Source organism: Acinetobacter legionensis, from assembly GCF_048552295.1.
In the GTDB taxonomy this organism is placed as follows: domain Bacteria; phylum Pseudomonadota; class Gammaproteobacteria; order Pseudomonadales; family Moraxellaceae; genus Acinetobacter.
The window spans coordinates 299557-326276 of the sequence record NZ_JBIMCW010000002.1 but is presented as its reverse complement, the minus strand read 5'-3'; the positions used below and the strand labels follow the sequence as shown (position 1 = coordinate 326276).

The 26720-nt window shown below is 38.2% G+C and carries 31 protein-coding genes; 14 read left to right on the top strand and 17 right to left on the bottom strand.

The window, feature by feature from the left end; translation table 11 throughout:
- Positions 1–524 precede the first annotated feature (524 nt).
- The 3 genes from ACG916_RS03125 to ACG916_RS03115 form a co-directional block, all read right to left on the bottom strand.
- The gene (locus ACG916_RS03125; RefSeq protein ID WP_419327071.1) at positions 525–1610 is read right to left on the bottom strand and encodes a DUF6670 family protein; all 1086 of its coding nucleotides are present in this window, start codon (positions 1608–1610) and stop codon (positions 525–527) included.
- A 34-nt stretch (positions 1611–1644) separates the two neighbouring features.
- Positions 1645–2472 (bottom strand): CDP-diacylglycerol--serine O-phosphatidyltransferase, encoded by an 828-nt coding sequence (gene pssA, locus ACG916_RS03120; protein WP_419330505.1) that lies wholly within the window; start codon positions 2470–2472, stop codon positions 1645–1647.
- 164 nt (positions 2473–2636) lie between these two features.
- Positions 2637–3494 carry a 23S rRNA (adenine(2030)-N(6))-methyltransferase RlmJ gene (locus ACG916_RS03115; protein ID WP_004717951.1) on the bottom strand — a complete coding sequence of 286 codons (858 nt, stop codon included), beginning with the start codon at positions 3492–3494 and terminating at the stop codon, positions 2637–2639.
- Positions 3495–3610: 116 nt separating this feature from the next.
- Here ACG916_RS03115 and ACG916_RS03110 point away from each other — a divergent pair, with 116 nt between their 5' ends.
- The gene (locus tag ACG916_RS03110; RefSeq protein ID WP_336952146.1) at positions 3611–4213 is read left to right on the top strand and encodes a 2OG-Fe(II) oxygenase; all 603 of its coding nucleotides are present in this window, start codon (positions 3611–3613) and stop codon (positions 4211–4213) included.
- Between the two features lie 104 nt (positions 4214–4317).
- Positions 4318–4845 (top strand): hypothetical protein, encoded by a 528-nt coding sequence (locus ACG916_RS03105; protein ID WP_336952147.1) that lies wholly within the window; start codon positions 4318–4320, stop codon positions 4843–4845.
- 130 nt (positions 4846–4975) lie between these two features.
- Here the strand turns inward: ACG916_RS03105 and ACG916_RS03100 are convergent, their stop codons facing one another.
- The 4 genes from ACG916_RS03100 to ACG916_RS03085 form a co-directional block, all read right to left on the bottom strand.
- Positions 4976–5230, bottom strand: a complete 255-nt coding sequence (locus ACG916_RS03100) for a DUF2789 family protein (protein WP_336952148.1) — start codon at positions 5228–5230, stop codon at positions 4976–4978.
- Positions 5231–5462: 232 nt separating this feature from the next.
- Complete coding sequence (locus tag ACG916_RS03095) at positions 5463–6449, bottom strand: malate dehydrogenase (protein WP_004717959.1); 987 nt, start codon at positions 6447–6449, stop codon at positions 5463–5465.
- A 170-nt stretch (positions 6450–6619) separates the two neighbouring features.
- Positions 6620–7279 carry a ribonuclease T2 family protein gene (locus tag ACG916_RS03090; RefSeq protein WP_419327070.1) on the bottom strand — a complete coding sequence of 220 codons (660 nt, stop codon included), beginning with the start codon at positions 7277–7279 and terminating at the stop codon, positions 6620–6622.
- A gap of 38 nt (positions 7280–7317) precedes the next feature.
- The gene (locus tag ACG916_RS03085) at positions 7318–9291 is read right to left on the bottom strand and encodes a lytic transglycosylase domain-containing protein (protein ID WP_151801732.1); all 1974 of its coding nucleotides are present in this window, start codon (positions 9289–9291) and stop codon (positions 7318–7320) included.
- A 289-nt stretch (positions 9292–9580) separates the two neighbouring features.
- Between ACG916_RS03085 and miaB the strand changes: the two genes are divergently transcribed.
- The 3 genes from miaB to ybeY are packed head-to-tail and all read left to right on the top strand — an operon-like array spanning position 9581 to position 12677.
- Positions 9581–11035 carry a tRNA (N6-isopentenyl adenosine(37)-C2)-methylthiotransferase MiaB gene (gene miaB, locus ACG916_RS03080; RefSeq protein ID WP_004717965.1) on the top strand — a complete coding sequence of 485 codons (1455 nt, stop codon included), beginning with the start codon at positions 9581–9583 and terminating at the stop codon, positions 11033–11035.
- Positions 11036–11072: 37 nt separating this feature from the next.
- On the top strand, positions 11073–12182 hold the full coding sequence (locus tag ACG916_RS03075) for a PhoH family protein (protein ID WP_004717967.1): 1110 nt from the start codon (positions 11073–11075) through the stop codon (positions 12180–12182).
- 9 nt (positions 12183–12191) lie between these two features.
- Positions 12192–12677 carry an rRNA maturation RNase YbeY gene (gene ybeY / locus ACG916_RS03070; RefSeq protein WP_004818840.1) on the top strand — a complete coding sequence of 162 codons (486 nt, stop codon included), beginning with the start codon at positions 12192–12194 and terminating at the stop codon, positions 12675–12677.
- A gap of 122 nt (positions 12678–12799) precedes the next feature.
- Here the strand turns inward: ybeY and ACG916_RS03065 are convergent, their stop codons facing one another.
- Positions 12800–13651 (bottom strand): PHP domain-containing protein, encoded by an 852-nt coding sequence (locus ACG916_RS03065; RefSeq protein ID WP_419327069.1) that lies wholly within the window; start codon positions 13649–13651, stop codon positions 12800–12802.
- Between the two features lie 44 nt (positions 13652–13695).
- Here ACG916_RS03065 and ACG916_RS03060 point away from each other — a divergent pair, with 44 nt between their 5' ends.
- The 4 genes from ACG916_RS03060 (at position 13696) to mnmC (ending at position 17193) form a co-directional block, all read left to right on the top strand.
- The gene (locus tag ACG916_RS03060) at positions 13696–14310 is read left to right on the top strand and encodes a septation protein IspZ (RefSeq protein WP_056516945.1); all 615 of its coding nucleotides are present in this window, start codon (positions 13696–13698) and stop codon (positions 14308–14310) included.
- 26 nt (positions 14311–14336) lie between these two features.
- The gene (locus tag ACG916_RS03055) at positions 14337–14639 is read left to right on the top strand and encodes a YciI family protein (RefSeq protein WP_004717974.1); all 303 of its coding nucleotides are present in this window, start codon (positions 14337–14339) and stop codon (positions 14637–14639) included.
- Positions 14640–14643: 4 nt separating this feature from the next.
- Positions 14644–15165: an SH3 domain-containing protein gene (locus ACG916_RS03050; protein WP_336952150.1), complete on the top strand. Its 522-nt coding sequence runs from the start codon at positions 14644–14646 to the stop codon at positions 15163–15165.
- 99 nt (positions 15166–15264) lie between these two features.
- Positions 15265–17193, top strand: coding sequence for a bifunctional tRNA (5-methylaminomethyl-2-thiouridine)(34)-methyltransferase MnmC2/FAD-dependent 5-carboxymethylaminomethyl-2-thiouridine(34) oxidoreductase MnmC1 (gene mnmC / locus ACG916_RS03045; protein WP_419330503.1), 1929 nt, complete (start codon positions 15265–15267; stop codon positions 17191–17193).
- 49 nt (positions 17194–17242) lie between these two features.
- Here the strand turns inward: mnmC and ACG916_RS03040 are convergent, their stop codons facing one another.
- The gene (locus ACG916_RS03040) at positions 17243–17557 is read right to left on the bottom strand and encodes a rhodanese-like domain-containing protein (RefSeq protein WP_004717980.1); all 315 of its coding nucleotides are present in this window, start codon (positions 17555–17557) and stop codon (positions 17243–17245) included.
- 91 nt (positions 17558–17648) lie between these two features.
- On the opposite strand from ACG916_RS03040, the gene ACG916_RS03035 reads away from it, so the two are divergent.
- From ACG916_RS03035 to ACG916_RS03025, 3 genes are all read left to right on the top strand, one after another.
- Positions 17649–18137: a YajQ family cyclic di-GMP-binding protein gene (locus ACG916_RS03035; RefSeq protein ID WP_336952154.1), complete on the top strand. Its 489-nt coding sequence runs from the start codon at positions 17649–17651 to the stop codon at positions 18135–18137.
- Between the two features lie 28 nt (positions 18138–18165).
- Positions 18166–18669 (top strand): DUF4442 domain-containing protein, encoded by a 504-nt coding sequence (locus ACG916_RS03030; RefSeq protein ID WP_004717985.1) that lies wholly within the window; start codon positions 18166–18168, stop codon positions 18667–18669.
- A gap of 177 nt (positions 18670–18846) precedes the next feature.
- Complete coding sequence (locus tag ACG916_RS03025) at positions 18847–19368, top strand: nuclear transport factor 2 family protein (RefSeq protein WP_336952155.1); 522 nt, start codon at positions 18847–18849, stop codon at positions 19366–19368.
- A gap of 81 nt (positions 19369–19449) precedes the next feature.
- On the opposite strand, the gene ACG916_RS03020 is transcribed toward ACG916_RS03025, so the two are convergent.
- The 3 genes from ACG916_RS03020 to ACG916_RS03010 all read right to left on the bottom strand — a co-directional run bounded on the left by ACG916_RS03020 (position 19450) and on the right by ACG916_RS03010 (position 21221).
- Positions 19450–19818, bottom strand: coding sequence for an acyl-CoA thioesterase (locus ACG916_RS03020; protein ID WP_419327076.1), 369 nt, complete (start codon positions 19816–19818; stop codon positions 19450–19452).
- A 74-nt stretch (positions 19819–19892) separates the two neighbouring features.
- Entirely contained in the window at positions 19893–20324 is a 432-nt protein-coding gene (gene trxC, locus ACG916_RS03015) for a thioredoxin TrxC (RefSeq protein ID WP_056516933.1), read from the bottom strand.
- Positions 20325–21221, bottom strand: a complete 897-nt coding sequence (locus ACG916_RS03010; RefSeq protein WP_336952157.1) for an alpha/beta hydrolase — start codon at positions 21219–21221, stop codon at positions 20325–20327.
- A 126-nt stretch (positions 21222–21347) separates the two neighbouring features.
- Between ACG916_RS03010 and ACG916_RS03005 the strand changes: the two genes are divergently transcribed.
- On the top strand, positions 21348–21686 hold the full coding sequence (locus tag ACG916_RS03005) for a protein tyrosine phosphatase family protein (protein WP_151956787.1): 339 nt from the start codon (positions 21348–21350) through the stop codon (positions 21684–21686).
- A 252-nt stretch (positions 21687–21938) separates the two neighbouring features.
- A complete protein-coding gene (gene msrA, locus ACG916_RS03000) occupies positions 21939–22460 on the top strand; it encodes a peptide-methionine (S)-S-oxide reductase MsrA (protein ID WP_419327067.1) in 522 nt (173 codons plus the stop codon).
- A 431-nt stretch (positions 22461–22891) separates the two neighbouring features.
- Here the strand turns inward: msrA and ACG916_RS02995 are convergent, their stop codons facing one another.
- The 5 genes from ACG916_RS02995 to ACG916_RS02975 all read right to left on the bottom strand — a co-directional run bounded on the left by ACG916_RS02995 (position 22892) and on the right by ACG916_RS02975 (position 26637).
- On the bottom strand, positions 22892–23296 hold the full coding sequence (locus ACG916_RS02995; protein ID WP_004717995.1) for an ExbD/TolR family protein: 405 nt from the start codon (positions 23294–23296) through the stop codon (positions 22892–22894).
- Positions 23296–23919 (bottom strand): MotA/TolQ/ExbB proton channel family protein, encoded by a 624-nt coding sequence (locus tag ACG916_RS02990; protein ID WP_004818829.1) that lies wholly within the window; start codon positions 23917–23919, stop codon positions 23296–23298. The genes ACG916_RS02995 and ACG916_RS02990 overlap by 1 nt, the downstream gene beginning before the upstream one ends.
- 27 nt (positions 23920–23946) lie before the next feature.
- A complete protein-coding gene (locus ACG916_RS02985; RefSeq protein ID WP_336952160.1) occupies positions 23947–24774 on the bottom strand; it encodes an energy transducer TonB family protein in 828 nt (275 codons plus the stop codon).
- A gap of 219 nt (positions 24775–24993) precedes the next feature.
- A complete protein-coding gene (purU, locus tag ACG916_RS02980; protein ID WP_336952161.1) occupies positions 24994–25860 on the bottom strand; it encodes a formyltetrahydrofolate deformylase in 867 nt (288 codons plus the stop codon).
- A gap of 84 nt (positions 25861–25944) precedes the next feature.
- Positions 25945–26637, bottom strand: coding sequence for a TetR/AcrR family transcriptional regulator (locus tag ACG916_RS02975; protein ID WP_034611676.1), 693 nt, complete (start codon positions 26635–26637; stop codon positions 25945–25947).
- Positions 26638–26720 lie beyond the last annotated feature (83 nt).

The following is a 26720-nucleotide window of genomic DNA, read 5'->3' as shown; positions in this document are numbered from 1 at the left end:
TGTTAAGCCTGCCGCCAGCGTTCAATCTGAGCCATGATCAAACTCTTCAGTTAAAAATCATTAGTGACTTAAGGTCACAATTCTGGCTCATCAATGTACTGACAAATTCTCTCAAATAAACTTCGAGTAATTTAAACCAATCAATCAATGATAATATTTCGATCAATCAATCAGTAAAAATCCACACAAGTTGTTCTTCATATTCTCTTAATGATCTTCTCAATGCTTCGTCAGCATCAAGCTAGGTCGGCTATACTACTCTCTATCTCTAAAAAGTCAATCTATAATGTTAATTATTTTTTCTAACAAACCCAACTCCAATCTCATCTTAAAATCTCAATTCGAAATCTTAACAACTTAATCAAGTGCCTGATTTATCAGAAGTTTTATTTAACATCACCGCCGATGGATGTGCATTCTACAGCATTAACAACTCAACACAACCCCTTTTTTTAATTATTTTTCATTTTTTCTATCACTTGCTTATTTATTATTCTAAATTGATCTTTTTTTTGTTTTTTGAGCTATTTTTTAAGCATTATCAGCACTTGATTGCTCGATTTGTTTGATAACTTATTGTCTTTGTCTATTTCCTGCCATTTTAAAGGACGACAATCTATATATTCACAGTAACCACTCTCACCTTGATAATATTCGTCATTGAGATGTAGTTGATAAAAAAAACTTCCAACATAACCCGCGGCTAAACCAAATTTATAATCCCCACGACTTTGTGCTTGAATATCAATTTTGGTATTTTCATCTTGATATTGCCATTCGAACTCGCGTGGTAAATACATCTCCTGATGATTTACTGTTGTGACTTTAGGGAACACACGGTGAATATTGAAACAGACCTGTCGATCAAGCATTTTTGTTTCATTGTTTTGAATATCTCGAATATAGATACGTGAATGTAAAATATTATTCATCTGATCACGACTATGCATAAAAATAATCTGTAATTCATCATTCACTTGAATCAATTGATATGTATATAGTGCATAAGGTAGATAAGGGAAATTTACTGTTTTCATATATTCAAAAACAGCATTTTGTTCAATTTCATAATTTTGATCTTTGTATTGAATTGTCCCTTTACAGTGCGCAACCAAAGACCAGTGCTGCGCAAATCCAAATTTCAAATGAATAAAATGAGAAATTAAAGGCAATGTCGTAATACTTAAATTCACACTCAATTCGTCATCTAGTCTTTGAAAAGTAAAATGAGGAACTTTTCCAAACACTTTTTCTTTTTGACCAAACGCATAGGTTACATTGCAATTTTCATCGGTGTGAAATTGGCATTCATGCTGAATTGAGTATGAGCTTAGCTGCCCCACCATATGAGGGCTAGAGCTGACCAGCAGGGTTGCTGTATCTAAAGCAGTTGTCGAGATTTCATTGTTATTGCAAAAAACAGGACTATTGGGCTGTCCAATCAAACTAAAAAAATTGAGGTAATGCAATGGTGCAGGTAGATCGGCAAGCACTAATTTTTGATGAATAATTTTATATCTGTCTTGAGGGGGATGACAGCAAAGTTCTATAGGCGTTTGAGCTTGATTCAGCTGTTTAGACTGATCTAAGAAATCTTGAAACAACCGCATATCAAGCCCCCTTACCCTTTTATCTTTTTACACTTTATTCAACAGTATTCTTTCTCGCTAAGAATGTTGTCACAAAACCAGAAATCGCATAGATAATCGAAATGACTAAAATCCCTACAGGAATATTATAAGTGATTGCTGCAAGGATAAAAACTGCTATAGGCAATACAAAGAATGGAACACGTTTGCGGTCTACAGTTTTAAAAGAATAATATTTGATATTTGAAATCATCAACAAACCTACTGCAATGATAACAAATGCATTGGTCGCTTGAATCGCAACATCTTTTAAATCATAAATATAGGTAAAATCTTGTCCAACCCATACCCATGCAATAATAATAATCGCTGCTAATGGGCTTGCGACACCAATGAAATAACGCTTATCGACCACACCAATTTGTACATTAAAGCGTGCTAAACGAAATGCAGCACATGCGGTATAAACAAAACAAGCAGCCAAGCCAATCCGCCCTAGATCATGCAAACTCCAGCTATACATTAAAATCGCAGGGGCAACACCAAATGCCAACAAATCTGAAAGTGAATCGAATTGTTCACCAAAAGCACTTTGTGCACCAATTGCACGAGCAACACGACCATCCAAACCATCAAATAGTGCTGCAAGGAATATTGCATAAACAGCTTGAGTGAAGTCACCATTCATACTAGCAATAATCGAATAAAAGCCAGATAACAACGCAGAAGTTGTAATCAGGTTTGGCCACAAATAGATTCCGCGACGTTTGACCTTCTGCCCTTCATGGGTATGCTCTTCTTCTTCCACTTCAAAAGTAATGCCATCAAATCCATGGTCTTGATTAGAAGAGTTTGGGCTTTCTGGTTTATTTATATTTGTCATTTTTTGAATCCTATCTATGGCTCTGATAGAGCTGTTGATATCTCACTTAAATATTTTATCACATTCATTTTTAAGTGAAATTGATGTGAATTACTCAATTTATTTCGTCTTAATTTGTAATTCACACCATCGTTCATGTTTCTGTTGATATCCAATCGAATGGATCATTCACCCACTAACCAGCGAACAGCAGCATGTCCACCATTTTCACTCATACGTAAATGTGGGAACAACCATTGCAATGCCTCATCAGCATCGTTAGAGAATTTCCAAGGTGGGTTAATCACCAACAAACCACAACCATTCAACCCAACTGGTGTGTCATCTGGCCAAACACAAACTTCACAGACCAACTGACGGCGAATCCCTGTTTTCATCATTTTCTTTTCAAAACGATCAATCATGGCACGGTCTTTAATTGGATACCAAATTGCAAATACACCTGTTGGCCATTTTTTATGTGCAGTGGCAATCAACTCGACCAGTTGCGGAAAGTCCTTACGTTCTAATTCATAAGGTGGATCGATCATCACCAAACCACGTTTTTCTTTGGGTGGAATAACCCCCAAAAGGCCTTCATAAGCATCACGCTCATGTAAACCCGCGCGTTTATCACGAATATTAAAATACAATTGTTGAAACACATCACGCTGCATTTCAAAAATAGTCGCTTTATCAATATCACGCATGCCTTCAAGCGCAAACCAAGGTGAACCTGGATAAGCACCTTTACCTGAACCTGCACGCATATCTTCAACAATTTTAAGATATTGTTTTACACCTTCAGGCGCATTACGTTTAATCGACTCATCAAGCTTAACCAGACGATGAATACCGGTTAAGAATTCTCCTGATTTTTGTGCTTCAGAAGTAGATAAATCATATTTACCTGCACCACCATGTGTATCTATATAGCGATATGGTTTGTCTTTAGTATTTAGACGTGTCAAAAGTTGCAGCAATAACACATGTTTCATGACATCGGCAAAGTTGCCTGCATGGAAATGGTGACGGTAATTCATGTTTCGATTAATTCCTGAGTTCAATAATCATTTTAACACGAAAAAATATTTCTTCACTGTCCATCGTTTGTTCTAATATAACAACATATCTTTATTGCACTATTTTTTGGTAATTTATGGAAGCCCTGCTACTCCCAAAGTCATGGAATGTTGATCAAATTCTTGATGATTTAGATCAACATGGATTTACCATCATTGATAATGCTTACTCCGCTGAATACGGACTTGAACTGGTTGCAGAATGTACTTCAAATTTAAATCGCTTTCGTGAAGCAGCAATCCAAAATGGTGTGATCAGCAATATTCGCAGCGACCATATCTTGTGGATCAATGAAGAGCTTACGATCGCACAACAACATATTGATGCACTTAAACAACTCTCGCAAATTTTAAACTACTCATTTTATTTAGGTATTCAGGATGTAGAAGCACATTTTGCCTGCTATAACGCTGGGGAATTCTATGCACTTCATCGTGATAATCCACAAGGTAAAAATGGCCGTATGATTTCTACGGTGTATTATTTACACCAAGAATGGCAGGATGACTGGGGTGGAAAGTTACACTTACAGGATAAAAATAATGTGTGGCATATTATAGAACCCCAGCCTAATCGTATTGCTATGTTCCAAAGTGATTTATTACATGAAGTGCTAGAAGCCAAACATCAGCGATTATCAATTACCGCATGGCTAAGAAGTGACAATACAGTGTTGTAATATACTCAGTTTTCAAATTTGCAATGCTGTATCTCTATGCGCCAAGCTTTAAATTATTGAAATAGGCCTCATAATACTCTTCATAAATTCAGAGGATTCAGCACATGTTTGATAATACAAAACAAATCATCTCGCGTATTGGGGAAACAGATCAATTGTATTTGTCAGGCAATACACCTGAACTTGCACTTGAACGTGGGGACTTACGCTTACAGCTGGTCACTAAAAGTCATTCAAAGCAGGAACAAATCCATTTTTTGCAAGAAGCAATTGTGTTGCTTGAAACTGCACGATTTGAATATGAAGAAATGCCAATGTCAGTGTACATTCAGCTTTCTTTGCATTTGGCCAAAGCCTATATGATTTACTTTGAATTGACTAAAGAATCACGTTATGCATTGATTACTCAGCAGATATTAAAACCACTGGCGCAACATCATCATGCTGATATTTACTTTATGTTGGCTTATGCATCTGTGAGTAAAAATGAATTTGCATTGACTCGTCACTGGCTGAGTAAATATATCAAGACTACTGATTTTGATTTAACATTACTGCAACAACATACTGCATTTCGACCTGTTCGCAATGAGACATGGTTTAGTCAAATGATTCAGTCTAAATTGCATTGATCAGCAGTATTATGCCCATTCAAAATGACACTATTTTTTATTGATTTTGATCAATACTAATTTGATCGATGCGAAATAGAAAAGATGGCCATTTGGCCATCTTTTTGTTGCTCTGGGGAAAACTAAATCATTAAGCTGTTAACTTATACGCATCTAGATGCAATTGTTGGTTTAACTCATCAATCCAAATCGCCCAATCATCATCTTGTACCAAATGACTAATTAACAAGTCACGCTGAGATCTATTCCAAAATGGCGCTTCATGTAATGAAAGATTTGCTGGCAATTGATGAGTGCGTACATATAGCTCAATTGCTGCTGGACTATTTGCCAAACCAAGTTGAGAAAATAGTAATTCTAAGGATGGTGTGTTCGTCCTGATCATATTGCCTCCTTATATAAATTTATTTGTCATGTTTTATTCAATTAACTTATAAGAAAATAATTTTAAAAGATAGTCTAGATTTTATTTTTCTTGTTTCAATTTGTGATTAAAAAACAAACAAAAGTTGGCTTAAGTTAAATTATCGATTCTCAGAATGTTTGACTTGAATCTAAAAAAAGCACCCTAAATAGAGTGCTTTTTCAAATTTAATCTTTAAAAGATTAAGTTTTAATTATTTAAGCATATCAGCAATAGCTGCGCGCTCTTCTTCAAGCTCTTGAAGTGTTTTGTCCATACGTTCACGGCTGAATGCATCAATTTCTAAGCCTTCAACACGTGTGTATTCGCCATTTTCACAAATCACAGGAACACCGTACATCACACCTTCAGGAATTCCATAAGATCCATCAGAAGGAATACCCATTGTTACCCACTCGCCATTGGTGCCAAGCGCCCAATCACGCATATGGTCGATCGCAGCATTTGCAGCTGAAGCAGCTGAAGAAAGACCACGCGCTTCAATGATTGCAGCACCACGTTTACCAACAGTTGGAAGGAATACATTTGCGTTCCAATCAGCATCGTTGATTTTGTCTTTTAAGCTTACGCCATTTGCAGTTGCAAAACGGTAGTCCGCATACATTGTTGGAGAGTGGTTACCCCAAACTGTAAGATTTTTGATATCCGCTACAGCAACACCTGCTTTTTGAGCAATTTGAGTCAACGCACGGTTATGGTCAAGACGTAACATTGCTGTGAAGTTCTTCGCTGGAAGATCAGGAGCAGATTTCATTGCGATATAAGCATTTGTATTTGCAGGGTTACCTACAACAAGTACTTTAACATCACGGCTCGCAACTTCGTTAAGTGCTTGACCTTGACCAATGAAGATTTCACCATTCACTTTTAACAAGTCAGCACGCTCCATACCAGGACCGCGTGGACGTGAACCAACCAATAACGCGTAGTCAGCATCTTTAAATGCAACTTTTGGATCATCAGTACCGATCATGCCAGCCAATAATGGGAAAGCACAGTCATCTAATTCCATCATTACGCCTTTAAGCGCAGCTTGAGCTTTCTCAAATGGAACTTCTAACAATTGCAAAATAACGGGTTGGTCTTTACCAAGCATTTCACCGCTAGCGATACGGAATAATAAGCTGTAACCGATTTGACCAGCTGCGCCAGTAACGGCAACGCGAACAGGTTGCTTCATGTAATTATCTCCAATGAGGATCGTTAATGTGATTAAACGGTTAAATCCGTTTTAATCGAATTATCATAAACGGCAAAGATTGTACTCCAATCCTTTAACAGTTGCATGTAAAAGAGAATGCTTTTCAACAAAAGTATGATAGGAAATATAAATAAAATACCTCAGAAGAATTAATAAGTCCCTTTGATTGAGAATGTATTTGGGCAGTTTGAAACAATGTGATTTGAACATTGTTTATACTGACCATTGACCCGATAACACACTTGAACCTCGGTTAATACAGGGTTTGATGATGAACTTTGACAAGTAAAACGGATACTATCGTTATTCATTCCCGGGTTTAATCTAACGAATTGAGTTTTTAACGCATTATGTTGTACATTCTTATTTTCAGAGCTGGTTAAATCTCTAGGAATCTTCAAACGATCTGCTAAATTAATCACTGTTCTAAAATATTGACTCGCGTTCATTGGAACACAGCCACCCACACTACGCCACAATTGAATACGCGCATTTTCCTCAGGCATTACCCGTGCAACGACCTTGGCTTGTAGAGGCGTTAAACTTGCAGATGTATTGGTGGTGCAATTCCGCTCTGTCGTTTCAGGCAATAAACCTGTGATTGTTAATGAATAACCTTCGAGACATTTGCGTTGTTTTTGTTTAGAGGAATCTAATGCACATACAGCAGGTGTCATCTGGACTTGCATGACATAGCCTTGTAATTGCGGTGCAGCATGTAACTGCATATTGAGCCCAAAAAATCCCACAAAGCATAAGGTCCATGCTAAGCAAAATTCTTTCAATTTACGCAAAATTTTGAAAATCATTGATTTACCAACAAAGTTTCATCCAAGTCTAAATAGTTTTATTGTGAAACACGGGTTGGAATAACAGGCATACGACTTTCAATCGCTTGAGGCCCTTGTCCCAACAATATTCCATAATGTGCTGCATTGGTCATCACATTTTTTACATAGTCACGTGTTTCATTCAGAGGAATAGATTCCGTATATTGATCAGCTGAAAGATTTTGATAATCTGGCTGCCAACGTTTCGCACGATTTGGCCCAGCATTATATCCTGCTGTTGCCAAGACAGGGTTACTGCTTAATTGACCATGAATCATGGACAGATAGAAAGTACCATAGCGAATATTGGTATTGGCATCACTGAGTGCAGCAGGATTATAAGTTTCACCCATTTGTTTTGCCACCAACTTTGCAGTGCCTGGCATGATTTGCATCAAACCACCTGCACCAACATGTGAGCGAGCAGCAGTCACAAAACGACTTTCTTGGCGCATTAAACCATAGGCCCAAGCTGGATCAATACCCGCATTACGGCTATGACTTACCACCAACGACTGATGAGGTGTGGCATAACGATAAACATAGTTATGTTTTTTCTCAGTACGTTCTGCTGCGTAAATTGCACGATCATACCAACCCATATCAGTTGCACGTTTTGCGGCAGCAAGCAGCAGCCCATCATCATGTTTTAAGTATGCCTGACGTACCGCCCAGTTCCATTCCCTATTGGTATATGTTGCAGGCGCATTAATATTTCGCAAAGTAAATGCACGACGGAAATGAATATCACTATTTAAGCGTTGCTGATCATCAGTTGAAGGCTGTTCTCTGGCAGGGCTATCATTATATTTTTGCCCCAAATGATCTTTGGCAAGCAAATTATGATAATCATCACCCGACATTGCCAATCGTTGATAGATATCTTTGGCGGTTCTTTTAGATTGTGCATCATTGCGTTGTTCTGAAGCACGTGCCAACCAATATTGCCAACGGTCTTCTTGCTTTTGTGTCACACTCATACTGTCTATTGCACGAATTACACTTTCCCAAGCCCCAAATCGAATGGCTTGTCGTGCGTAAACTTCTGCTTCTTCTGCACTGAATGGCACACCATAGCTTGCATCAAAATTTTGCAGTACTTCACGATTAAAATTATTTTTCATAACGGTCGTTCCGCCGATATAACCGACAGTACGATAAATATATTTTTGTACATCCGCTGGTACACCCTGAACCAACTTAGGTACTGACTGCAAAGCGCTGGTTAAATCCGTATCTGCTGCACGACCCAGTGCATAAACCAAATAAGCATAATCTTCTACATTGTTTTTTGGTGCAGACCATAAATAATTTAATGGATTGGCTTGGATTTGGTTCAATTGGGTTAATGATAAATTAACCCCAATCGTTTGTGCGGTAGCGATAGCTAGACCAGACTGCCCTGCTCTCAGTTGTGCATATAATCGTTGTTGACGATCTTGAGCAGTCATGAGTGGGCTGCTAAGCATCATGCGGCCTAAACCATTGCATGATTCAGGTTGAGAATTGGTTGCCAACCAAACATCTTTAAATTCAGCATAGACCAAAACGTCACCAGTTTTCGCACGAACTTGAGCAACAGCACAACGTTCTGCTTGATCTGGATTAGAGACATATTGCAATACAGGCTGCGCACTGGCGTAATCTGCTTGTTTAACCTTTTCTTCGACATAATCCGCAGCTAACTTTTCCGCCATCGCCGATTGAGGATAACGTTGCGCAAAGCTAATGATATTTGCAGAAGGTTGAAAAGCGAGATTTGAATTCAGTGACCAATACTCAGGATAATAGCCCAAAGCATCATTTTGCATTGAAGAACGGTATTGTTCTAAAGCGCTTGGATTATTTGCATTACGTAAAGCATCATTAAACTGCTCTTCAGCAGCATGAGCCACTTGCAGGCTTGTACATGCAACTGTTCCTAAAAGGTAAAGTTTTAATTTATTTTGCTTAAGTTGCTGCTTTAACACCGTTTTTCTCTCAACCTGCATGATGTGCCTTTAACATACTGATGCACTTATTTGTGCCTAGTTTAATTATTCTAATCCATTTCTACTGTTGTGTTATGTAACCTTATGATTCATCATTAATATTGTTCTCTATTTTTTCTTCATAATTTTCATTTTCAATGCCCTACAATTCAATAAATGGCAATAGACGCTAAATATTTTCCTGAGTTCACTCTAAATACTATAAAATGGCGCGCCTTTTATGAGTCTGTTAAAATAGCAGGCTTAGTACACATTCAAAACTCCCTTTATTCATAGGAAAGACGCCTCCATGACGGTTCAAACCTTCATTCCCAATGGTGCCAAAGCTGCCTCAGAAAACACTGTAACCCAGCCACAGCACACCCCAGCCGACGGTGCAGTAAAAAAACTGTATATCGAAACGCAAGGGTGTCAGATGAATGAGTATGACAGTCATCGTATGGCAGATCTTTTAGGCGACTCACACGGTTATATTTTAACCAAAGATCCAAGTGACGCAGATATCCTGTTAATGAATACCTGCTCAATTCGAGAAAAAGCCCAAGAAAAAGTATTTTCTGAGTTGGGTCGCTGGCGCAAATTAAAAGAAAAAAATCCTGATCTCGTCATCGGTGTTGGTGGATGTGTTGCTTCTCAAGAAGGCGACAACATTCAAAAACGTGCACCGTATGTCGATATGGTTTTTGGCCCTCAAACATTGCACCGTTTACCACAAATGCTGGATCAGCATGTTGAGCAAATTGAAAAGCCGAAGAAAGATAAAATTAAACTTGTAGATATTTCATTCCCTGATATTGAAAAATTCGACTTTTTACCTGAACCTCGTGTTGAAGGTTACAAAGCGTTTGTTTCAATCATGGAAGGTTGCTCGAAATACTGTTCTTTCTGTGTGGTTCCTTATACTCGTGGTGAAGAAGTTTCTCGTCCTTTGGATGATGTCTTGGCAGAAATCGCCGGTTTAGCTGAAAAAGGCGTTCGCGAAATCAGCCTTTTAGGACAAAATGTAAACGGCTATCGTGGTGAAACTTTTGAAGGTGAAATTTGTACCTTTGCAGATTTATTACGTTTGGTTGCAGAGATTCCAGGAATCGGTCGTTTACGTTATACAACATCACATCCGCTGGAATTTAATGAAGATTTGATTCAATGCTACCGTGACCTACCACAAATGGTTTCACATCTGCATTTACCAGTACAAAGTGGCTCAAATGATGTGTTACAAGCGATGAAGCGTAACCACACCATTGATGTCTATATCGAAAAAATTGCCAAACTGCGTAAAGCTCGTCCAGATATGCATTTATCTTCAGATTTTATTATCGGCTTCCCCGGTGAAACTGATGCACATTTTGAAGAAACCTATCAGTTTATCCAAGATTTAGACTTTGATCATTCTTATAGTTTTGTTTATTCAAAACGTCCTGGCACACCAGCGTCTGAATTACCTGATGACACCTCTGATGCAGTCAAGAAAGAACGTTTAGCCAAAGTTCAACACTGGATTAAGCAATCAAGTATTCGTAAAACCGATGCGATGTTAGGCACCATTCAACGTGTGCTGGTTGAAAATGTTTCTAATAAAGATCCAAATTTATTGGTCGGTACAGCTGACAATACACGTTTAGTAACATTTGTAGGTGACGCCTCTTGGGTCGGACGCTTTGCAGAGATTGAGGTTACAGAGATTAAGACCCTAAATTTAGTTTATGGAGAACTCTTGAATCTTGAGCCTGACGTGGCGTAATGTAAGGGTATAGACTTTACTTTAAAAAGGATATCTCTTGACTGCAGCGATTCGACGTACAGTAGCTTTTCCAGGTATTTCAGTTGAACGTTTAAAAAGCATGTTAGGTGCTTATAACGGTCATCTGAAACAAATCGAACAACGTTTAAATGTCAACATTTCTCATCGCAACGATAACTTCTATATCGATGGTGATTTAGAAGCCGTTGAGAGAGCTGAAGGTTTATTGCAGCGTTTGCATGCAGAAGCTGAACTCTCTCAGCAAATCAGTGCTGATACGATTCATTTGATGATTCAAGGCAGCCAAACTGACCGTGAGTTACAAGACGACCTTTCAGACAATGAGCATACCGGTTTAGATGATGTCTGGTTGCAAACGCGTAAAGGTCGAATTAACCCTCGTGGTGCCAATCAAAAACGTTATGTACAACGTATTCTACAAAGCGATATTTCTTTTGGAATCGGCCCTGCAGGTACAGGTAAAACCTATCTTGCAGTCGCTGCTGCGGTAGATATGCTTGAACGTAATGAAATTCAACGTATCCTTTTGGTTCGCCCTGCTGTTGAAGCTGGGGAAAAACTCGGTTTCTTGCCGGGCGATTTAAGCCAAAAGATCGACCCATATCTACGCCCGCTTTATGATGCATTGTATGAAATGCTGGGCTTCGAAAAAGTTGCAAAACTGATTGAGCGCCAAGTGATTGAAGTTGCACCACTTGCTTATATGCGTGGTCGTACATTAAATCACTCCTTTGTAATTCTCGATGAAGCACAAAACACCACCCCTGAACAGATGAAGATGTTTTTGACCCGTTTAGGTTTTGGTTCTCGTGCAGTGATCACTGGGGATATTACACAAGTCGATTTACCACGCGGGCAACAATCGGGTCTTGCTCACGCATTGCGTATCATCGAAAAGATCAAAGAAATTCACATCACTCGCTTCCATTCCCGAGATGTCGTTCGTCACCAGCTGGTACAAAAAATTGTAGAGGCTTATGAAGGATGGGACAGTGAACAATACCGTTTAAGTGCTGAAGCTCGTGCAGAACGTAAAGCACGTCAAGAAGCCTTAATTTCTGAAAATGATTCTGCCGCAGATGCTCAACATGAAGAACATACTGCTGCAAATCAAGAAAATGTTTAAGGACTGTTTTTGAAACTTAGCTTATCGTTACAACAAGCGTTTGAAGCACCAGAATTGGTGCTCAAACGTGTCTATGTAAAAAAAGTCATTGAAACAACACTACGTCATATTGATGTAGACCAAGATTGTGAAATCGGAATTGCTTGTGTTGATGAAGATGAAAGTCACAAATTAAATTTTGAATATCGTGAAAAAGACAAACCCACCAATGTATTGTCTTTTCCAAGTGAGATTCCTGAAGAAGTTCTACCCATGCTTGATGCATTACCCATCGGTGATTTAGTCATTTGCATCCCCGTGGTTTTACAAGAGTCGATTGAACAACAAAAGACACCTATTGAGCATTTCACTCATATGCTGGTTCATGGCACCTTACATTTAATGGGTTATGACCATGAAACTTCTGATGATGATGCTGAAGAAATGGAAGCACTCGAAATTGAAATCTTGAAAAAACTAGGCTTTGAAAACCCTTATACTGTTAAAGAAAGCTGATTTTATAATCGACCCCAAATCCCTCTGCTCTAGAGGGATTTTTTGTTTCATTCAAATGAGATGTCTTTCAAAAAACAGATCTCATTCAAAATCTAAGTATTTGAATACATCATCAAGGTGTATTATCTGAAACTCTCCCAAATCCCAACTTGCCCTTCTTTGACACGTGGAATATTGCCTAATTTAATCCAAGGCATATTGTCACCATGGAAATCACTCCCCACAGACACTTTTAAACCGTGTTCAGCAATCATTCGATCAACCATTTGTCGTGTTGAAGCAGGTTCCATTGCTGGTGGAAGCTCAACAGCATCACCACCATATTGTGCAAAGATTTCAATTAAATAACGGGTATTTGTTGCTGATAAATCATAACGTGTTGGGTGTGCCAATACTGCAAAACCTTGACTTTCATGAATCACCTGAATGGTTTCTGCCAAACCTAAACCATCAAATTTTACATAGGCTTTTTTACCTTCCTTAATGTATTTATCAAATGCCTGCTGTGCGCGCTGAACAAAACCCTTTTCTACAAGGGTTTTGGCAATATGCGTCCGAGTAATCCGATCAGGTTCACCATCCACCTTTGCCACAACTTCTGCATAAATATCCTGATGAATCAAAGGAATTAACAAATCACAGATTTGCTTGGCTCGCTCAGCACGAATTTTCTTCTGTTGCATTAAAAGCTGTTTTAATGGTTCAGGATTTTGCATATTGAGTGCAACAATATGCACACCATAACTTTTTTTAGTCTCAGGTCTAGACCATTGACTAGAGATTTCCACACCTGAAATGATTTGAATTGGTTGATTTTTTGCAAATTGTTCAGCTTGTATTAAGCCATCCATGCTATCGTGGTCCGTCAATGCAAGTGTATGTATGCTTTTCTCGATGGCAGCTTGAACCAATAACTCTGGAGTCAGAGTTCCATCAGAAATATTACTGTGAGTATGTAAATCTATGCCTTGCATCTTTTATACTATCCCATCAACCTGAACAGACTAGATACTTTAACATGAAAGCACTTTTAGACTTTGTGCCCCTCATTATTTTTTACTATTTACTTAAAACGGTTGATCCTAAAGATAGTCATCACCCGCTATTACAATTAATAGATTATACGGGTGGAACAAATAACAATGACATATTAGTTGCAACTACTGGTTTAGTTCTATCTATGATCATTATTTATGGTGGGTTGTTTATCCATCAAAAATTTAAACTTGAAAAACAACAGTGGATTATCTTATTAATAACAATCGTGATGGGAGGCATTACGCTTGCATTAAGAGATGCAACTTATATTAAATTAAAAGCAATTCTTATTAATTTTGTATTTGCGACAATTTTGATCGGTTCACCATATTTTGCCAAAGATAAAAAGCCTCTCATTCAACGTTTATTAGATCCAATATTAGATCTAACACCAAATGGATGGCTAAAACTCAATTTTGCTTGGGCAGGCTTATTTATCACAACAGCTTTATTACATATTTTCTTTGCATTTATTTTTATGGATGGAAAATATTGGGGGGAATTTACAGTATTTGGTGACATGATACTGATGATTTCCTTTATGATAGCCCAATTTGTTATATTACGAAAACACCTTAGATCCACTGACGAATAAAGTGTTTTAGAAAATCGAGAAATATCATGCCATTATTTGTAATTACGTGTACAGATCAAGCAGGTACAGTAGAAAAACGTCTTGCTGTACGCCCACAACATTTAGCTCGACTCGAAAAGTTAGATGCTGAAGGCCGTGTCATCGTGGCCGGCGCGATGCCGATTGATCGTGAAAATCCACAAGCAGGTTTTTATGGCAGTACTTTAATTCTCGATTTTGACAGCCGTGAAGCTTTGGATGAATGGTTAAAAGACGAACCTTTCTTAAAAGAAGGAATTTATAGTCATATTGATGTTAAACCATTCAATAAAGCATTGCCTAAGGGATAACATAATGCGCGTTGTCGTCCAAAGCTTACTTAGTCTGACTTTAAGTTCTTTTGTACTTTTATCCCCCCTTGTCTCGGCTGAGCCTACTCAATCTTCAGCGACTCAAGCAACGACGGCAGCGCCTACTCAGGTGGCCCAACCTGTTGCACCGCCAAAACCGAGTATTATTCCTGCTGTAGCAGGTGCAAATTCCAGCATCCAAACGCAGGCTCAAGCACAAGAAAACAAACCTTTAACGGCTGAACAAATTAGCAAAGAAAAAGCGTCTCAAGATGCCAAAGCTAAAGCTTTGGTTAAAGACCAAGCAACACGTTTACAGCAACTTGAAAAGGCCAATTTAGAAGCCCTTTCACAGAACCAAGAATTACAACTCAAAAATGACAATCTGGGTGTACAAGTTCAAGTTCTACAAAGTGAACAAAGTGCGCAAATGTTCTTATATGGTGCTGCGACCATTGCTGTTGGTGTTTTACTTGGCTTTTTAATCGCAAGCTATATCTATACCAAACGTCGTCGTCAGTGGTAAGCCCACTGCTTTGACTTTGCACTTAGAAAGTTTCACGCTATAACCTGATACTGCGAAATGTCAGGTTTTTTCATTTTAATTATCAAAAGGTAATCTGCTTTGTCAAATGCCATTCAAACTGCCGATTTAGACTGGCAATGTATTGATGGAATTGAAGTTCCAATTTCCAAACAATTTGGTGATGTCTATTTTTCTAAAGACAACGGGTTACTTGAAACCCGACACGTATTTTTGAATGGTAATGATCTTTCAACACGACTTGCAGATTTAGATGATTTTGAATATTTCTGTGTTGGTGAAACTGGCTTTGGTACAGGATTAAATATTTTGGCATTGTGGCAACTTTGGCACAATGTTCGTCCAGATAATCACAGCCACCTACATGTGATCAGTGTAGAGAAGTTCCCCTTGTCTAAACAGGATTTAACCCGTGCGTTGAAGGTCTGGACTGAACTTCAACAATTTTCTGATCAGTTGATTCAACACTATCCATTACCCATCGCAGGTTGTCACCGTTTAAGCTTTCCAGAAGCGCGTTTTTCAATTGATCTGTGGTTAGGTGATGCACATGATGTATTTCCAGCAATGGTAAAAGCCCAACAAGTTAATGCATGGTTTTTAGATGGATTTGCACCCTCTTGTAATCCAGATATGTGGGAAGACAAAGTTTTAAACAATATTGTCAGACTGTCAGATTTTGGAACAACTTTTGCCTCATTTAGCGTGGCAGGTGTGCTTAAACGGGGTCTAAAACAGCATGGAATCACTATTTCACGTCCGCGTGGTTTTGGTCATAAACGTGAAATGCTAAAAGCCATTTGGAATCCATCTGAGCAAGCAGTCGAAGAAAATCAATCACAGTCAATGGACCTTGCAGCGCAAAATATTCAAAAAAAAATAGGGAAAAATCAAAATAATTTCAATCAACGCCAAATCGCCATCATTGGTGCTGGAATTGCAGGTTTAAGCTGCGCATGGGGATTTGCCCAAAGAGGACATCAAGTTACGATTTACGACCAATCAGCGCCTTTAGCAGGTGCTTCTGGTAACCCTCTAGCCTTATTAAATCCGAAACTATGCCCTATCGAGCAAAGTTCGGAACATTTAATGACCTTGGCTTGGCAACATGCCTTACAGCACTATCCAAAATTTCAGGCTTTTCGTGCTATTGCGGTTCAACAATTAGCACAAAAAAATGCTGAACATTTACTGGATTTACCAGCGCAATATCCTCAAGATTTACTCAAAACTCAAACAGCAGATGATTTAGAGCTACAAACCACGCTAGAGAGCTTACAGCTCACTCAAGCGGGTTCAATTTATCCCCAGCAACTCAAAGACCAAATTCTTGAACATCCGCTGATTCAATTTAAACATGCTCACATTCATAGTATTGTTCAATCGAATCATCATCAATTAACACTACAAGATAGCCAGCACACAGATCTTGGTGATTTTAATCATGTGATTGTATGTTGTGCCAAAGAAAGCCATGCTTTTTTTAAGCAGTTCCCGATACTCAAAACGATCCGTGGACAAGTCAGTTGGCTCAACAATGTTAAACACCGATTAGATCCACAATACGCCTACAGTTATGGTGGCTACTGCATGCAGCTTGATGAACAACATTTGATTTTAGGTGCTTCTTTTTATCCCAATCGTGATGACACTGAAGTTTTGCTTGAAGACCATGTGCATAACTATGAACTTATCCACAGTGTGTTTCCACAATACGCAGAATCACTCTGCAAAGTAGATGAATGGCACGGGCGTGCTTCTGTACGAGCCCAAAGTCTGGACTATTTTCCATTACTGGGAAAAGTTGAAGCTGAGAAAGAGATTTATACATTTTCTGGGCTTGGCTCTAAAGGTTTTTTATTTGCGCCCTTGTGTAGTGAAATCTTGGTGGCTTTGGTCCTTAATCAAGCTTGCCCGATTCCCCAAAATTTATTGCAAAAATTAAGTCCAAACCGCTTTCAAAAGAAAGTAAAAGCCAAAAAACCTTATTTTAAACCGATTCAATCATGATTCTTTTTTATTGATTATCTGTAATAAAAAAGCGCCTTTCGGCGCTTTTTTATGAACCCTGTTCTAATGGGAGACCTGCATCACGTGCTGCACGTGTTCCCCCCATAAGTACAACGTAATCACGAGAATCATCTAAACTCTCTAATTTTTCAGCAGCTCGAGGCGCTTTACTTCCACCACCACATAAAATGTAAATGGACTGATCCGAATTCACTTGAGTCAAGCTCTCAGCACTTAAACCATCTATAGGCTGATTTACAGCCCCTTTTACATGGCCTTCGGCAAAGGCTTTTGCATCACGAACATCCCAGATAACTGCATTTTCTGGGAACTCAAATGTTGTAATTTCTAATTTACGGATCATTGTGCACTCCTTTGATGTAAACAACACTTGGCAAATGAAGAAAACATCCCTAGCATCTCAGATATTCTTTCCATTTGTAAAGGTCTAAACTATGCCATCTTTCGATATTGTTTCAGAATTAGAGATTTTTGAAGTAAATCACGCTGTTCAAAACACCCAAAAAGAAATTGCAACACGCTTTGACTTCCGTGGTCAGGACGTTTCAATCGAAATTAATGAAAAAGCCAAAGAAATTAAAATTTCAACTGAAAGTGATTTCCAGTGCGAACAAGTCTATAGCATGCTCGAAAATCATTTCTTTAAACGTAAAGTTGATATTCAAGCCCTTGATCCACAAAAAATGACGGCTTCAGGTAAAAACATTGTTCAAGTGATCAAGCTTAAAGACGGACTTGACTCAGATACTGCAAAAAAAATTAATAAAGCCATTAAAGAAAGTGGTGTCAAAGTGCAATCTTCTATCCAAGGTGACAAGATACGTGTAACTGATAAAAAGCGCGATACATTACAGCAAGTTATGGCATTTTTAAAAGAACAACAATTCGGTGTACCTTTACAATTTAATAACTTCAAAGACTAAGCTCTTTAGCAGCACTATAGGTTAAGACATGACTCAGACCAACCGTTTATCTAAACTTGTGAAAGCGACCTCTAAATTCCCTAAAGGCATTCGTAGTACGCTCTGGAGTAAGGCGTTTGGTCGAGTTGTGCCTATGGTGGGTACAGCCAATATTAAATACCTAGAGGTCAGCCATTCAAAAGTTGTGGTTGAAATTAAAAATCACCGTGCTATGCAAAACCATATTGGACAATTACACGCTGTTGCAATGGCGCTGATTGCTGAAACAGCAACAGGCTTTGTCACAGGTATGAATGTTCCTGATAGTTCAATTGTATTGATCAAAAGCATGCATATTGAATATAAACGACCGTCTAAAGGTGATATGACAGCAACAGCGACATTGAGCAAAGAACAAATTTTAGAAATGCAAAGCTCTGAAAAAGGTGAAACGCTAGTTCCAGTCACCATTATGGATGAGTCTGGAAAAGAGCCTGTCGAATGCCAAATGGTGTGGGCTTGGGTGTCAAAAGAACGCCTGAAAAAGAAATAAGTAAAAATCTGCAAATGTAAATAAAACTTACTGTTTAGTAAGTATAAAACTTACTGTTTAGTAAGTACAAATAATGAGTGACGATTATTCACTATATTCATGCTTACTTCCTTATCAAGATGGTGTTATTTCCACCACCATCTTGAACTATTGAGACTTGAACTATAGAGGATAATCATGCGATCAGCTACGCCAAGAAAATTTATTGTACTCAGCCTAACTCTAAGCCCTATTATATTTCTCACTGCATGTGCCCAAAATCCAAGTCACGTTGCTACTACTACAATGAACAACACATTACCAGCAAATTCAACAACCCAACAAGCGCAACAAAATAAAGCTATTGTGACTGATTTTTATGAGGGTGTATTTCAAAAGCATCAAGTCAAAACATATGCAGATCGTTATATTGATGATCGGTATATTCAACACAATCCACGTGTTCCAGATGGCAAAGCACCTTTTGTAAATCACTTTACTCAGTATTTCCAAAACAATCCAGAAGCAAGAAGTGTAATCAAACGTGCAGTAGCTGAAGGAAATTTAGTGTTTTTACACGTTCATTCAGCTCAAAATCCACATGATCGTGGTGTTGCAATTGTCGATATCTTTAGAGTCGAAAATGGAAAAATTCTTGAACACTGGGATGTACAACAAGCTGTTCCCGAATCAAGCGCTAATAGTAATACCATGTTCTAATAAGATATTTGCATAAACCATTCAAAACACATATTCCATAAAAAAATCCCAAACAATGTTGGGATTTTTTATATCGAGTATTTATGCACTTTGCGAAGCTAAATACTTCTGTTTTACATCTTCAGATATTTGACGTTTATTTCCCGCAACATCTACAGCGACAAAGGTAAATACACCAGCAGTCACTCGTTTGGCAGCACGAGAGCTGTCATGACTATCCCAAACTTCAATCTGCATTTGAATCGATGTATTACCGACCTTTAACAGCTTGGTATAACAGCTGATCACATCCCCCACTTTTACAGGAACAAGAAAAGTCATCTGATTAATCGAAATCGTTGCACAGCGCCCTTTACTAAAGCGTTCTGCATGAATTGCGCCAGCCAAATCCATTTGTGAAACAATCCAACCACCAAAAACGTCACCACTCCAGTTTGTATCTGCTGGCATTGCGATGGTTTGTAAAGACAGTGTACCTTCAGGTTTTACATGAGAATCTGACACAATAACTCCGAGCCCCTAAATTACTTATGGGCATTCAATTGTTGATCTAACCATTCTTGTAATTGGTTAGCACGTAACGCACCACTTATTCTAGCAACTTCCGTGGTTTTATTCATTAAAACCAAAGTTGGAATGCTGCGAATATTAAATGCACTACTTAAGCGTGGATTCGCTTCGGTATCAATTTTAGCAAAAACCACATGAGGGTTATTTTTTGCAACCTCAGCAAAATGTGGTGCCATCATTTTACAAGGACCACACCACTCGGCCCATAAGTCAATCATAATTGGCAAATCACTATGACTAACAAAATTACTGAAATTTTGTTCATTTAACTCAATAGGAGCAAGTGCAATCAAATTTTGATGACATTGACCACAAGTGGGTTGAGCATTTAATTTATCTTCGGGAACTCGGTTTTTTGCGCCACATGATGGACATACAATAATCATCTAGCTCACTCCAATATGTTGATGTAAAAACTCTAATTGGGTCAAAATTGATTTTTCCAACCATTTCCCATGATAAATATCAAAATGCGCCATATCCCATTCATGATATTGCACAAAAGGTGCAATATTTGTTGCAGTTTCTCGGCTAGATTCAATAGGGATAAAACTATCTTTTTTAGCCGCAATAAATAGCACAGGAATATTAATACTTCTAACGGTCTGAATGGGTCTAAAGCGAATTAAATTAAAAAATACACGTGCTGGAACTTCACCACTCCAAAAGTAGTCTGGATTTACAATTGACATATAGCCGTTATAACTATCTTTAGTCGGAATAAAGCATAAATCAAAGGGGTGCACCACAGGTAAAGTTCGTGGAAGTATCCCAACTTTTGCCCCCATATAATCTTGACTGGATATTTTTAATGCCTTGGGTAACTGTTGAATTGGAAATAATTTTGCAGTTTCTGCCCCATCCACATAAGGCACTTGCACCATAATGGCTTGGACACTTTTTAGCTCACTTGCAAGACTAAGTACATAGCCGCCACTCAAAGAAGTCCCCCAAAGCACTATTTTTTTTGGATTAATTTTCTTTTGTGTTGCGACATAACTCACCACGGTTTTCCAATCATCCAACTGATTTTGCAATGAAATGAGTTCACGAGGAAAGCCTGTACTTCCTCCCCAAAAACGATAATCAAACAGCACAACCGCGTAGCCTGCCTGTGCAATTTTTTGCGCATAGCTCACCAACTTAAATTGTCTTAAACATGCAAATCCATGAGCCATAATAATAACAGCAGGTTTTTTTAGATTTTTAGGTCGATAAAAATCTGCCGCTATGACTTCTTGTCCAATGGGGATATATAGTGGTTCAACTGTATATGCGTACATACACACTCCATTGCGTTATCTTTTATAGATATTTCTTTTATAAATCTTTTATCGTTCAAACTCAGTTCTGAGCTTAATGCTATTATATATAGCATATTGGATTTTAAATCATATAGGAGTGACGAAATGAGTGAAAATGTTGGTTTTGCTGGTCAAATTGGTCCAGAACATATTGCTCAAGTGGCAGAAAAAGGCTTTAAGTCTGTAATGAATAATCGTCCTGATTTGGAAGGCGGAACTGAACAGCCCACAAGTGCTCAAATTGAAGAAGCTGCACGTGCAGCAGGTTTGGACTATGTATTTCTACCTGTCGTTGCTGGTCAAATCACAGAAGTTGATGTCAGAAGCTTTGCTAACCGCTTTAACGAGCTTCCAAAACCAGTACTTATGTTTTGTCGTACAGGGAATCGTTCAAATAATCTCTATCAAATTGCAAAACAAATGGATTTATTAGACGACGAATAAATTATCATGAGTAAAAGGCATTCTATTGAATGTCTTTTGATTCGACTTAAATATAAAAGTTTAAGTTGTTAACAGCAATTTAAGTAGATTGCTCTTTTAAAATTTTGCAACAATTTAAACAGATCTCTTTAGTGAATCAAACAGGTATTGTACCTATGCTTAAATGGTTATATGACAAACTAAGCAAGTTCACGATATGATCTTTAGTATCGTTTCATCTTTTCTATAATTTAAAAATAAAGGGATCTTCACATGCAACAGGCTCTATTTGGTGGTGGCTGCTTTTGGTGTACCGAAGCCGTATTTTTACAGCTCAAAGGTGTCAATCACGTAGTCAGTGGTTATGCTGGCGGGCATACTCCCAATCCAACTTATGAAGCAATTTGTAATGGGGATACCAATCATGCTGAAGTGATTTTGATTGAATTTGATGAACAGCAAATCAGTTATCAGCAATTACTCACGGTTTTTTTTGCAATTCATGATCCAACCACATTAAACCGCCAAGGTAATGATATTGGAACACAATATCGTTCGGTGATTTATTACTTTAATGAACAGCAAAAACTTGAATCGGAGCAATTTATTGAACAGCTCAAAGCAGATGGCTTAAATATTGTGACTGAACTCAGTTCAGCACCCGCCTTCCATCCTGCCGAAGAATACCATCAAAACTTCTTTGCCCGTAATCCTGCACAAGGTTATTGTAATTTTGCCATTCCGCCAAAATTACTCAAACTCCATAGCCAGTTTCAAGACTTACTCAAAGATTAAGTATTTTAAATACTCAAACTATTAGACTTCTTGTCAAACTAAGTTTTTGAATAATTTCTAGGAGTGCTTAAGCTTTATCAAGCATGAAACTTTTACTATTGCAGAAAGATAAATCTCTAAAGATCAAATTTATAATGCCTTGCTTTACATTTATAGTTTAAATCACTTTTCGTAGTGGGATGGCAAACCTTGCATTGCAAACAAAGCAACACTTTGTTTTTGCTCATGTTGGATGGGGTACGTCTGTACCCTCCTCTAACTTAGCGACATTTATGTCGCCTCACGATAGAAATACCATCTATGTTTTACCAAAATTTAAATGCATATCAATTTTTAATGCTCAATTTTTGGTTCACACAAAAGTCTGTTTTTAAATCAACATAAAAAAACCTCCTTAAAAGGAGGTTTTAAAATATTTGTAATTATTCAAATTAATTATCACTCATAAATGCAAGATCATTTAATCCTGCTTCACTTGCACGAGACATCACTTGTGCAACGGTATCATAGCGAGATTCTTTATCCGCTCTTAACTGAACAGCTGGTTTTACTGGCTTTTGACCTTCTTCATCAAATCGTTTAGCCAATTCATCTAAAGTGATGACTTTATCATTCCAAGCCACATCACCATTCTGATTGATACTGATGGTAATTGCTTCAGGTGGAGGCGCAATCACTTCAGCTGTGGTCTTTGGTAAAGTTAATGGTATCGATGGGTTAGCAACGGTGGCTGTCACCAAGAAGATGATCATCAATACCAACATAATATCGATCAGCGGAATGAGATTCATCTCATTCATGCCAGAATCGTTGTCTTCTCCCAATTGAAAAGCCATTAAGCTTGACCTCCAACTAAACCTTTATTTGTAGATTCAGATTCAACTTTTTGCGTTGAAGAATCTTGTTGTAACATCGTATCAATTAACAAACCATGTGCTTGATCTTGCAACTCATTTGACAATGTCCGATTAAAACGTACGCAAATGTTATATGCCAATACTGCTGGAATCGCAACAGCAAGACCTAAACCCGTCATGATCAGTGCTTCACCAACTGGTGTTGCAACTTGAGCTAAACCGGCTTGACCACTTTTACCTACAGCAACAAGCGCATGGAAGATTCCCCATACTGTACCAAACAAACCTACAAATGGTGCAAGTGAAGCAATCGTTCCTAAAACTGAAACACCTTTTTCTGCATTGGCTTTTTCAGCTGAAATTTGACGTAGTAACGCTTGTTCTGCAACTGCTTTACGTTGATCAAAGCTTAATGGCGCAAGCTTGGCTTTTAAGGCTTTTAAAGCCTGAGCAAGGTGATCCTGAGCAACCTGCTTGAGTTGACGCGTGCCTAGAATACGCAAAATGAACACAGTCCACGTTGCAATAGACATTGCCAATAAAACAAAATACAGTGTCTTACTGACCGCATCAGCATGTTGCCAATAAACTGAAAAGTTCATATGCACATTTCCTAATTCTTAAAAAAATTATTTACCTTTAGAGACCGACAACGCAAAATCTTGCCTAATTTTAAACGGCACACCCGCACCATTTTCTTTATAAGCTTTAAATTTTGCAGATTGAGTCTGCTTAACAACATAACTATCTAAACTTGAATTACCGCTGGATTGAAGAATACGAACATTGGTAATATTTCCGCCCGCATCCGCAGTAATTTCTAGATTTACAACCTTGGTTCCATCTTCTGGAGACATCAGTTTAAGTAATTGCTCTTTTGCGATACGTGGACTACGACTCCAAGACACCTGACCTTCGTTTACATTACGCGGCGTGTTTCTTTGCTCTTGATCACGACGTTGGCGATCGCGCTCATCTTGTTCACGTTTTTGACGGTCACGTTCATCTTGTTCACGTTTCTGCTGTTCCGCACGCTTTTGATCATCTAGACGTTTTTGCTCATCTTGACGTGCCTTATCCTGCTTCTGTTGCTCTTCTAAACGCTTTTGTTCTTCAAGCTTTCTTGCCCGATCATCATTTTCTACAGGTTTTTTCTGCTCAATGATTTTTGGCTTAACCACTGGTTTAGGCTCAACTTTCTTCTCTATAGGTTTTGGTTGAACTTTAGGTTTGATGGGTTCAGATGGAGGCGGCGGCGGCGGTGGAACATCTTCTTTTAACTTTAAAAACTTGATTTTTAAAGGTTCTTTCTTTATTTGAGGCAGTTCAAATGGTTTCATATGACTTACCCCCCACAACACACCTGCGTGCCCGACAACAACTGCTAATACTGCAGCAAGGACTTTTTTCTTCATCGGTGGTGGCGTTTGAAGTGGTGCAATGGAAGACTGACTCATAAGAATCTAAATACCTAAAATTGAGCAAACTACAAAAATATGATTTTATAGATTAAGCTCATCGGATAGAACAATTAAAGTGCAACAATGATAAATGAGAAGTGTTTTCATTTGCAACTGGTTTTTCAATATTTTTAATCGATTTTACAAATTAAAAATAAAAAAAGGATGCATAAAGCATCCTTGTTTTACGACTCATATTAAATGTATATTCATATGCTACTGAAAAACAACAGTCTTATTACCATCGACAATAATACGGTCTTCTAGATGCCATTTTACCGCTCTAGCAAGTACATTACGTTCAACGTCTTGGCCTAATTCACGCAGTTGATCAACAGTAAAATCATGGTTTACTCGCTCTACATCTTGCTCAATGATTGGACCTTGATCCAGATCTGCAGTCACATAATGCGCTGTTGCCCCAATCAATTTAACGCCTTTTTCATACGCCTGTTTATATGGATTTGCCCCCACAAAAGCAGGTAAAAATGAGTGATGAATATTGATCACTTTCATTTCCCATTTTTGTACAAACTCTTCATCAAGAATTTGCATATAACGTGCGAGAACTAATAAGTCATTGCCTTGCATCAACTCATCGATCTTTGTATAGGCTTCACGTTTATTTTCTTTATTAACAGGAACCACATAAAAAGGAATACCAAAGTTTTCTACAGATTCACGTAAGTCTTCATGGTTTGATACCACTTGGGTAATTTCACAAGGTAAGCCACCTCGAGAATGACGCCATAACAACTCAAGCAAAGCATGGTCAACTTTAGACACCAAAATACCGACTTTTTTAATGTCACTGACCAAAGCCAAACGCCAATGCATACTATAACGTTCAGCCACATTGCTTGCGAAAGTTTGAATGAGACTCTCTCGACGAGATTGCAAATGATCGAGTTCGAACTCAACACGCATAAAATAACGCCCGCCTTGAGCTTCAGTTGCGTATTGATCAAGCGCAGTAATGTTAGCGCCCTGATGATACAAAAAGCTCGATACAGCTTGCACGATTCCTGGCTTGTCTTCACAAGTAATCAGTAGACGCGCTGTGTTGGCAGTAGTCATGTTCATGTTGATGGATATCACTTATAAGTTAATTTAAAAACAGCCAAATATTTTAACGCTTTTTCATCAGCTTTCAATCTTGATTCAGCCTCAATCACGTTTTACAGCAGATAAACTGGCAAATAATTCCGAAGAACCGAAGCTTTCTAGCAAGCGTTCATAGGTTTCACGACTTTCGCCACGTAAATAAGGGCCTTCCAAAAACACCATCTGGCGCAATGCTTGCCAAATCCATTTTTCATCTAAATGGTTCGAATCACTTAAATGCCCAGACATATAAAGAAAATTTGTCCAGTTGGTCAGCACGATCCAAATATTGATGATGAGTGCTTCAATTTCAGAAGGTGTCATCTGCATAAGTCCCGCCTCAACAAAGGCATGATAAATTTTTTGCCCTTGTTGCATCACCTTGCCAGCGAAGCGAGGGTAAATTTTTCTAAAGTCATCATTATTTTCAATTAAATGATAAACATCACGATGTAGAAAGCGATATTCCCATAGCTGGCTGCTTAAAACTTGGAAATAACGGATTTTATCATTCGCATTGACTCCACGGTCATCGGGTAATGACAGCATATCTAAAGTTTCTTTTTGGTATTGTTCCATCAATTCTTTGATGATTTCTTGTTTGTTTCGAAAATGATAATACAAATTTCCAGGACTGATCCCAAGCTCTGCTGCAATATGATTTGTTGTAACTGCACGTTCGCCGCGCTCATTAAAAAGTTGCAGACTAATCTGCAAAATTCGGTCTTTCGTTTTCAAAGTTTTGGAGCTCGACATCCTATTACCATTTTTAACCGTTAGCACAAGCTAACATAAAGTGACTTGACTATTTAGAGTATTTACTCTAAAAATTATATTAT

Excerpts from the sequence above, each read along its gene's own strand:
- ACG916_RS03005 (WP_151956787.1), top strand. The coding sequence starts at position 21,348 with ATGAGTGAAAATGTTGGTTTTGCTGGTCAAATTGGTCCAGAACATATT.
- purU (WP_336952161.1), bottom strand. The coding sequence starts at position 25,860 with ATGAACATGACTACTGCCAACACAGCGCGTCTACTGATTACTTGTGAA.
- ACG916_RS02995 (WP_004717995.1), bottom strand. The coding sequence starts at position 23,296 with ATGGCTTTTCAATTGGGAGAAGACAACGATTCTGGCATGAATGAGATG.
- ACG916_RS03115 (WP_004717951.1), bottom strand. The coding sequence starts at position 3,494 with ATGAATTACCGTCACCATTTCCATGCAGGCAACTTTGCCGATGTCATG.
- ACG916_RS03090 (WP_419327070.1), bottom strand. The coding sequence starts at position 7,279 with ATGATTTTCAAAATTTTGCGTAAATTGAAAGAATTTTGCTTAGCATGG.
- msrA (WP_419327067.1), top strand. The coding sequence starts at position 21,939 with ATGCAACAGGCTCTATTTGGTGGTGGCTGCTTTTGGTGTACCGAAGCC.
- ACG916_RS03110 (WP_336952146.1), top strand. The coding sequence starts at position 3,611 with ATGGAAGCCCTGCTACTCCCAAAGTCATGGAATGTTGATCAAATTCTT.
- ACG916_RS03085 (WP_151801732.1), bottom strand. The coding sequence starts at position 9,291 with ATGCAGGTTGAGAGAAAAACGGTGTTAAAGCAGCAACTTAAGCAAAAT.
- ACG916_RS03020 (WP_419327076.1), bottom strand. The coding sequence starts at position 19,818 with ATGCCAGCAGATACAAACTGGAGTGGTGACGTTTTTGGTGGTTGGATT.
- trxC (WP_056516933.1), bottom strand. The coding sequence starts at position 20,324 with ATGATTATTGTATGTCCATCATGTGGCGCAAAAAACCGAGTTCCCGAA.
- ACG916_RS03100 (WP_336952148.1), bottom strand. The coding sequence starts at position 5,230 with ATGATCAGGACGAACACACCATCCTTAGAATTACTATTTTCTCAACTT.
- pssA (WP_419330505.1), bottom strand. The coding sequence starts at position 2,472 with ATGACAAATATAAATAAACCAGAAAGCCCAAACTCTTCTAATCAAGAC.
- ACG916_RS03125 (WP_419327071.1), bottom strand. The coding sequence starts at position 1,610 with ATGCGGTTGTTTCAAGATTTCTTAGATCAGTCTAAACAGCTGAATCAA.
- ACG916_RS02985 (WP_336952160.1), bottom strand. The coding sequence starts at position 24,774 with ATGAGTCAGTCTTCCATTGCACCACTTCAAACGCCACCACCGATGAAG.
- ACG916_RS03050 (WP_336952150.1), top strand. The coding sequence starts at position 14,644 with ATGCGCGTTGTCGTCCAAAGCTTACTTAGTCTGACTTTAAGTTCTTTT.
- ACG916_RS03105 (WP_336952147.1), top strand. The coding sequence starts at position 4,318 with ATGTTTGATAATACAAAACAAATCATCTCGCGTATTGGGGAAACAGAT.
- ACG916_RS03025 (WP_336952155.1), top strand. The coding sequence starts at position 18,847 with ATGCGATCAGCTACGCCAAGAAAATTTATTGTACTCAGCCTAACTCTA.
- ACG916_RS03040 (WP_004717980.1), bottom strand. The coding sequence starts at position 17,557 with ATGATCCGTAAATTAGAAATTACAACATTTGAGTTCCCAGAAAATGCA.
- ACG916_RS03060 (WP_056516945.1), top strand. The coding sequence starts at position 13,696 with ATGAAAGCACTTTTAGACTTTGTGCCCCTCATTATTTTTTACTATTTA.
- ACG916_RS03010 (WP_336952157.1), bottom strand. The coding sequence starts at position 21,221 with ATGTACGCATATACAGTTGAACCACTATATATCCCCATTGGACAAGAA.
- ACG916_RS03055 (WP_004717974.1), top strand. The coding sequence starts at position 14,337 with ATGCCATTATTTGTAATTACGTGTACAGATCAAGCAGGTACAGTAGAA.
- ACG916_RS03095 (WP_004717959.1), bottom strand. The coding sequence starts at position 6,449 with ATGAAGCAACCTGTTCGCGTTGCCGTTACTGGCGCAGCTGGTCAAATC.
- ACG916_RS02990 (WP_004818829.1), bottom strand. The coding sequence starts at position 23,919 with ATGAACTTTTCAGTTTATTGGCAACATGCTGATGCGGTCAGTAAGACA.
- ACG916_RS03030 (WP_004717985.1), top strand. The coding sequence starts at position 18,166 with ATGACTCAGACCAACCGTTTATCTAAACTTGTGAAAGCGACCTCTAAA.
- miaB (WP_004717965.1), top strand. The coding sequence starts at position 9,581 with ATGACGGTTCAAACCTTCATTCCCAATGGTGCCAAAGCTGCCTCAGAA.
- ACG916_RS03065 (WP_419327069.1), bottom strand. The coding sequence starts at position 13,651 with ATGCAAGGCATAGATTTACATACTCACAGTAATATTTCTGATGGAACT.
- ACG916_RS02975 (WP_034611676.1), bottom strand. The coding sequence starts at position 26,637 with ATGTCGAGCTCCAAAACTTTGAAAACGAAAGACCGAATTTTGCAGATT.
- ACG916_RS03035 (WP_336952154.1), top strand. The coding sequence starts at position 17,649 with ATGCCATCTTTCGATATTGTTTCAGAATTAGAGATTTTTGAAGTAAAT.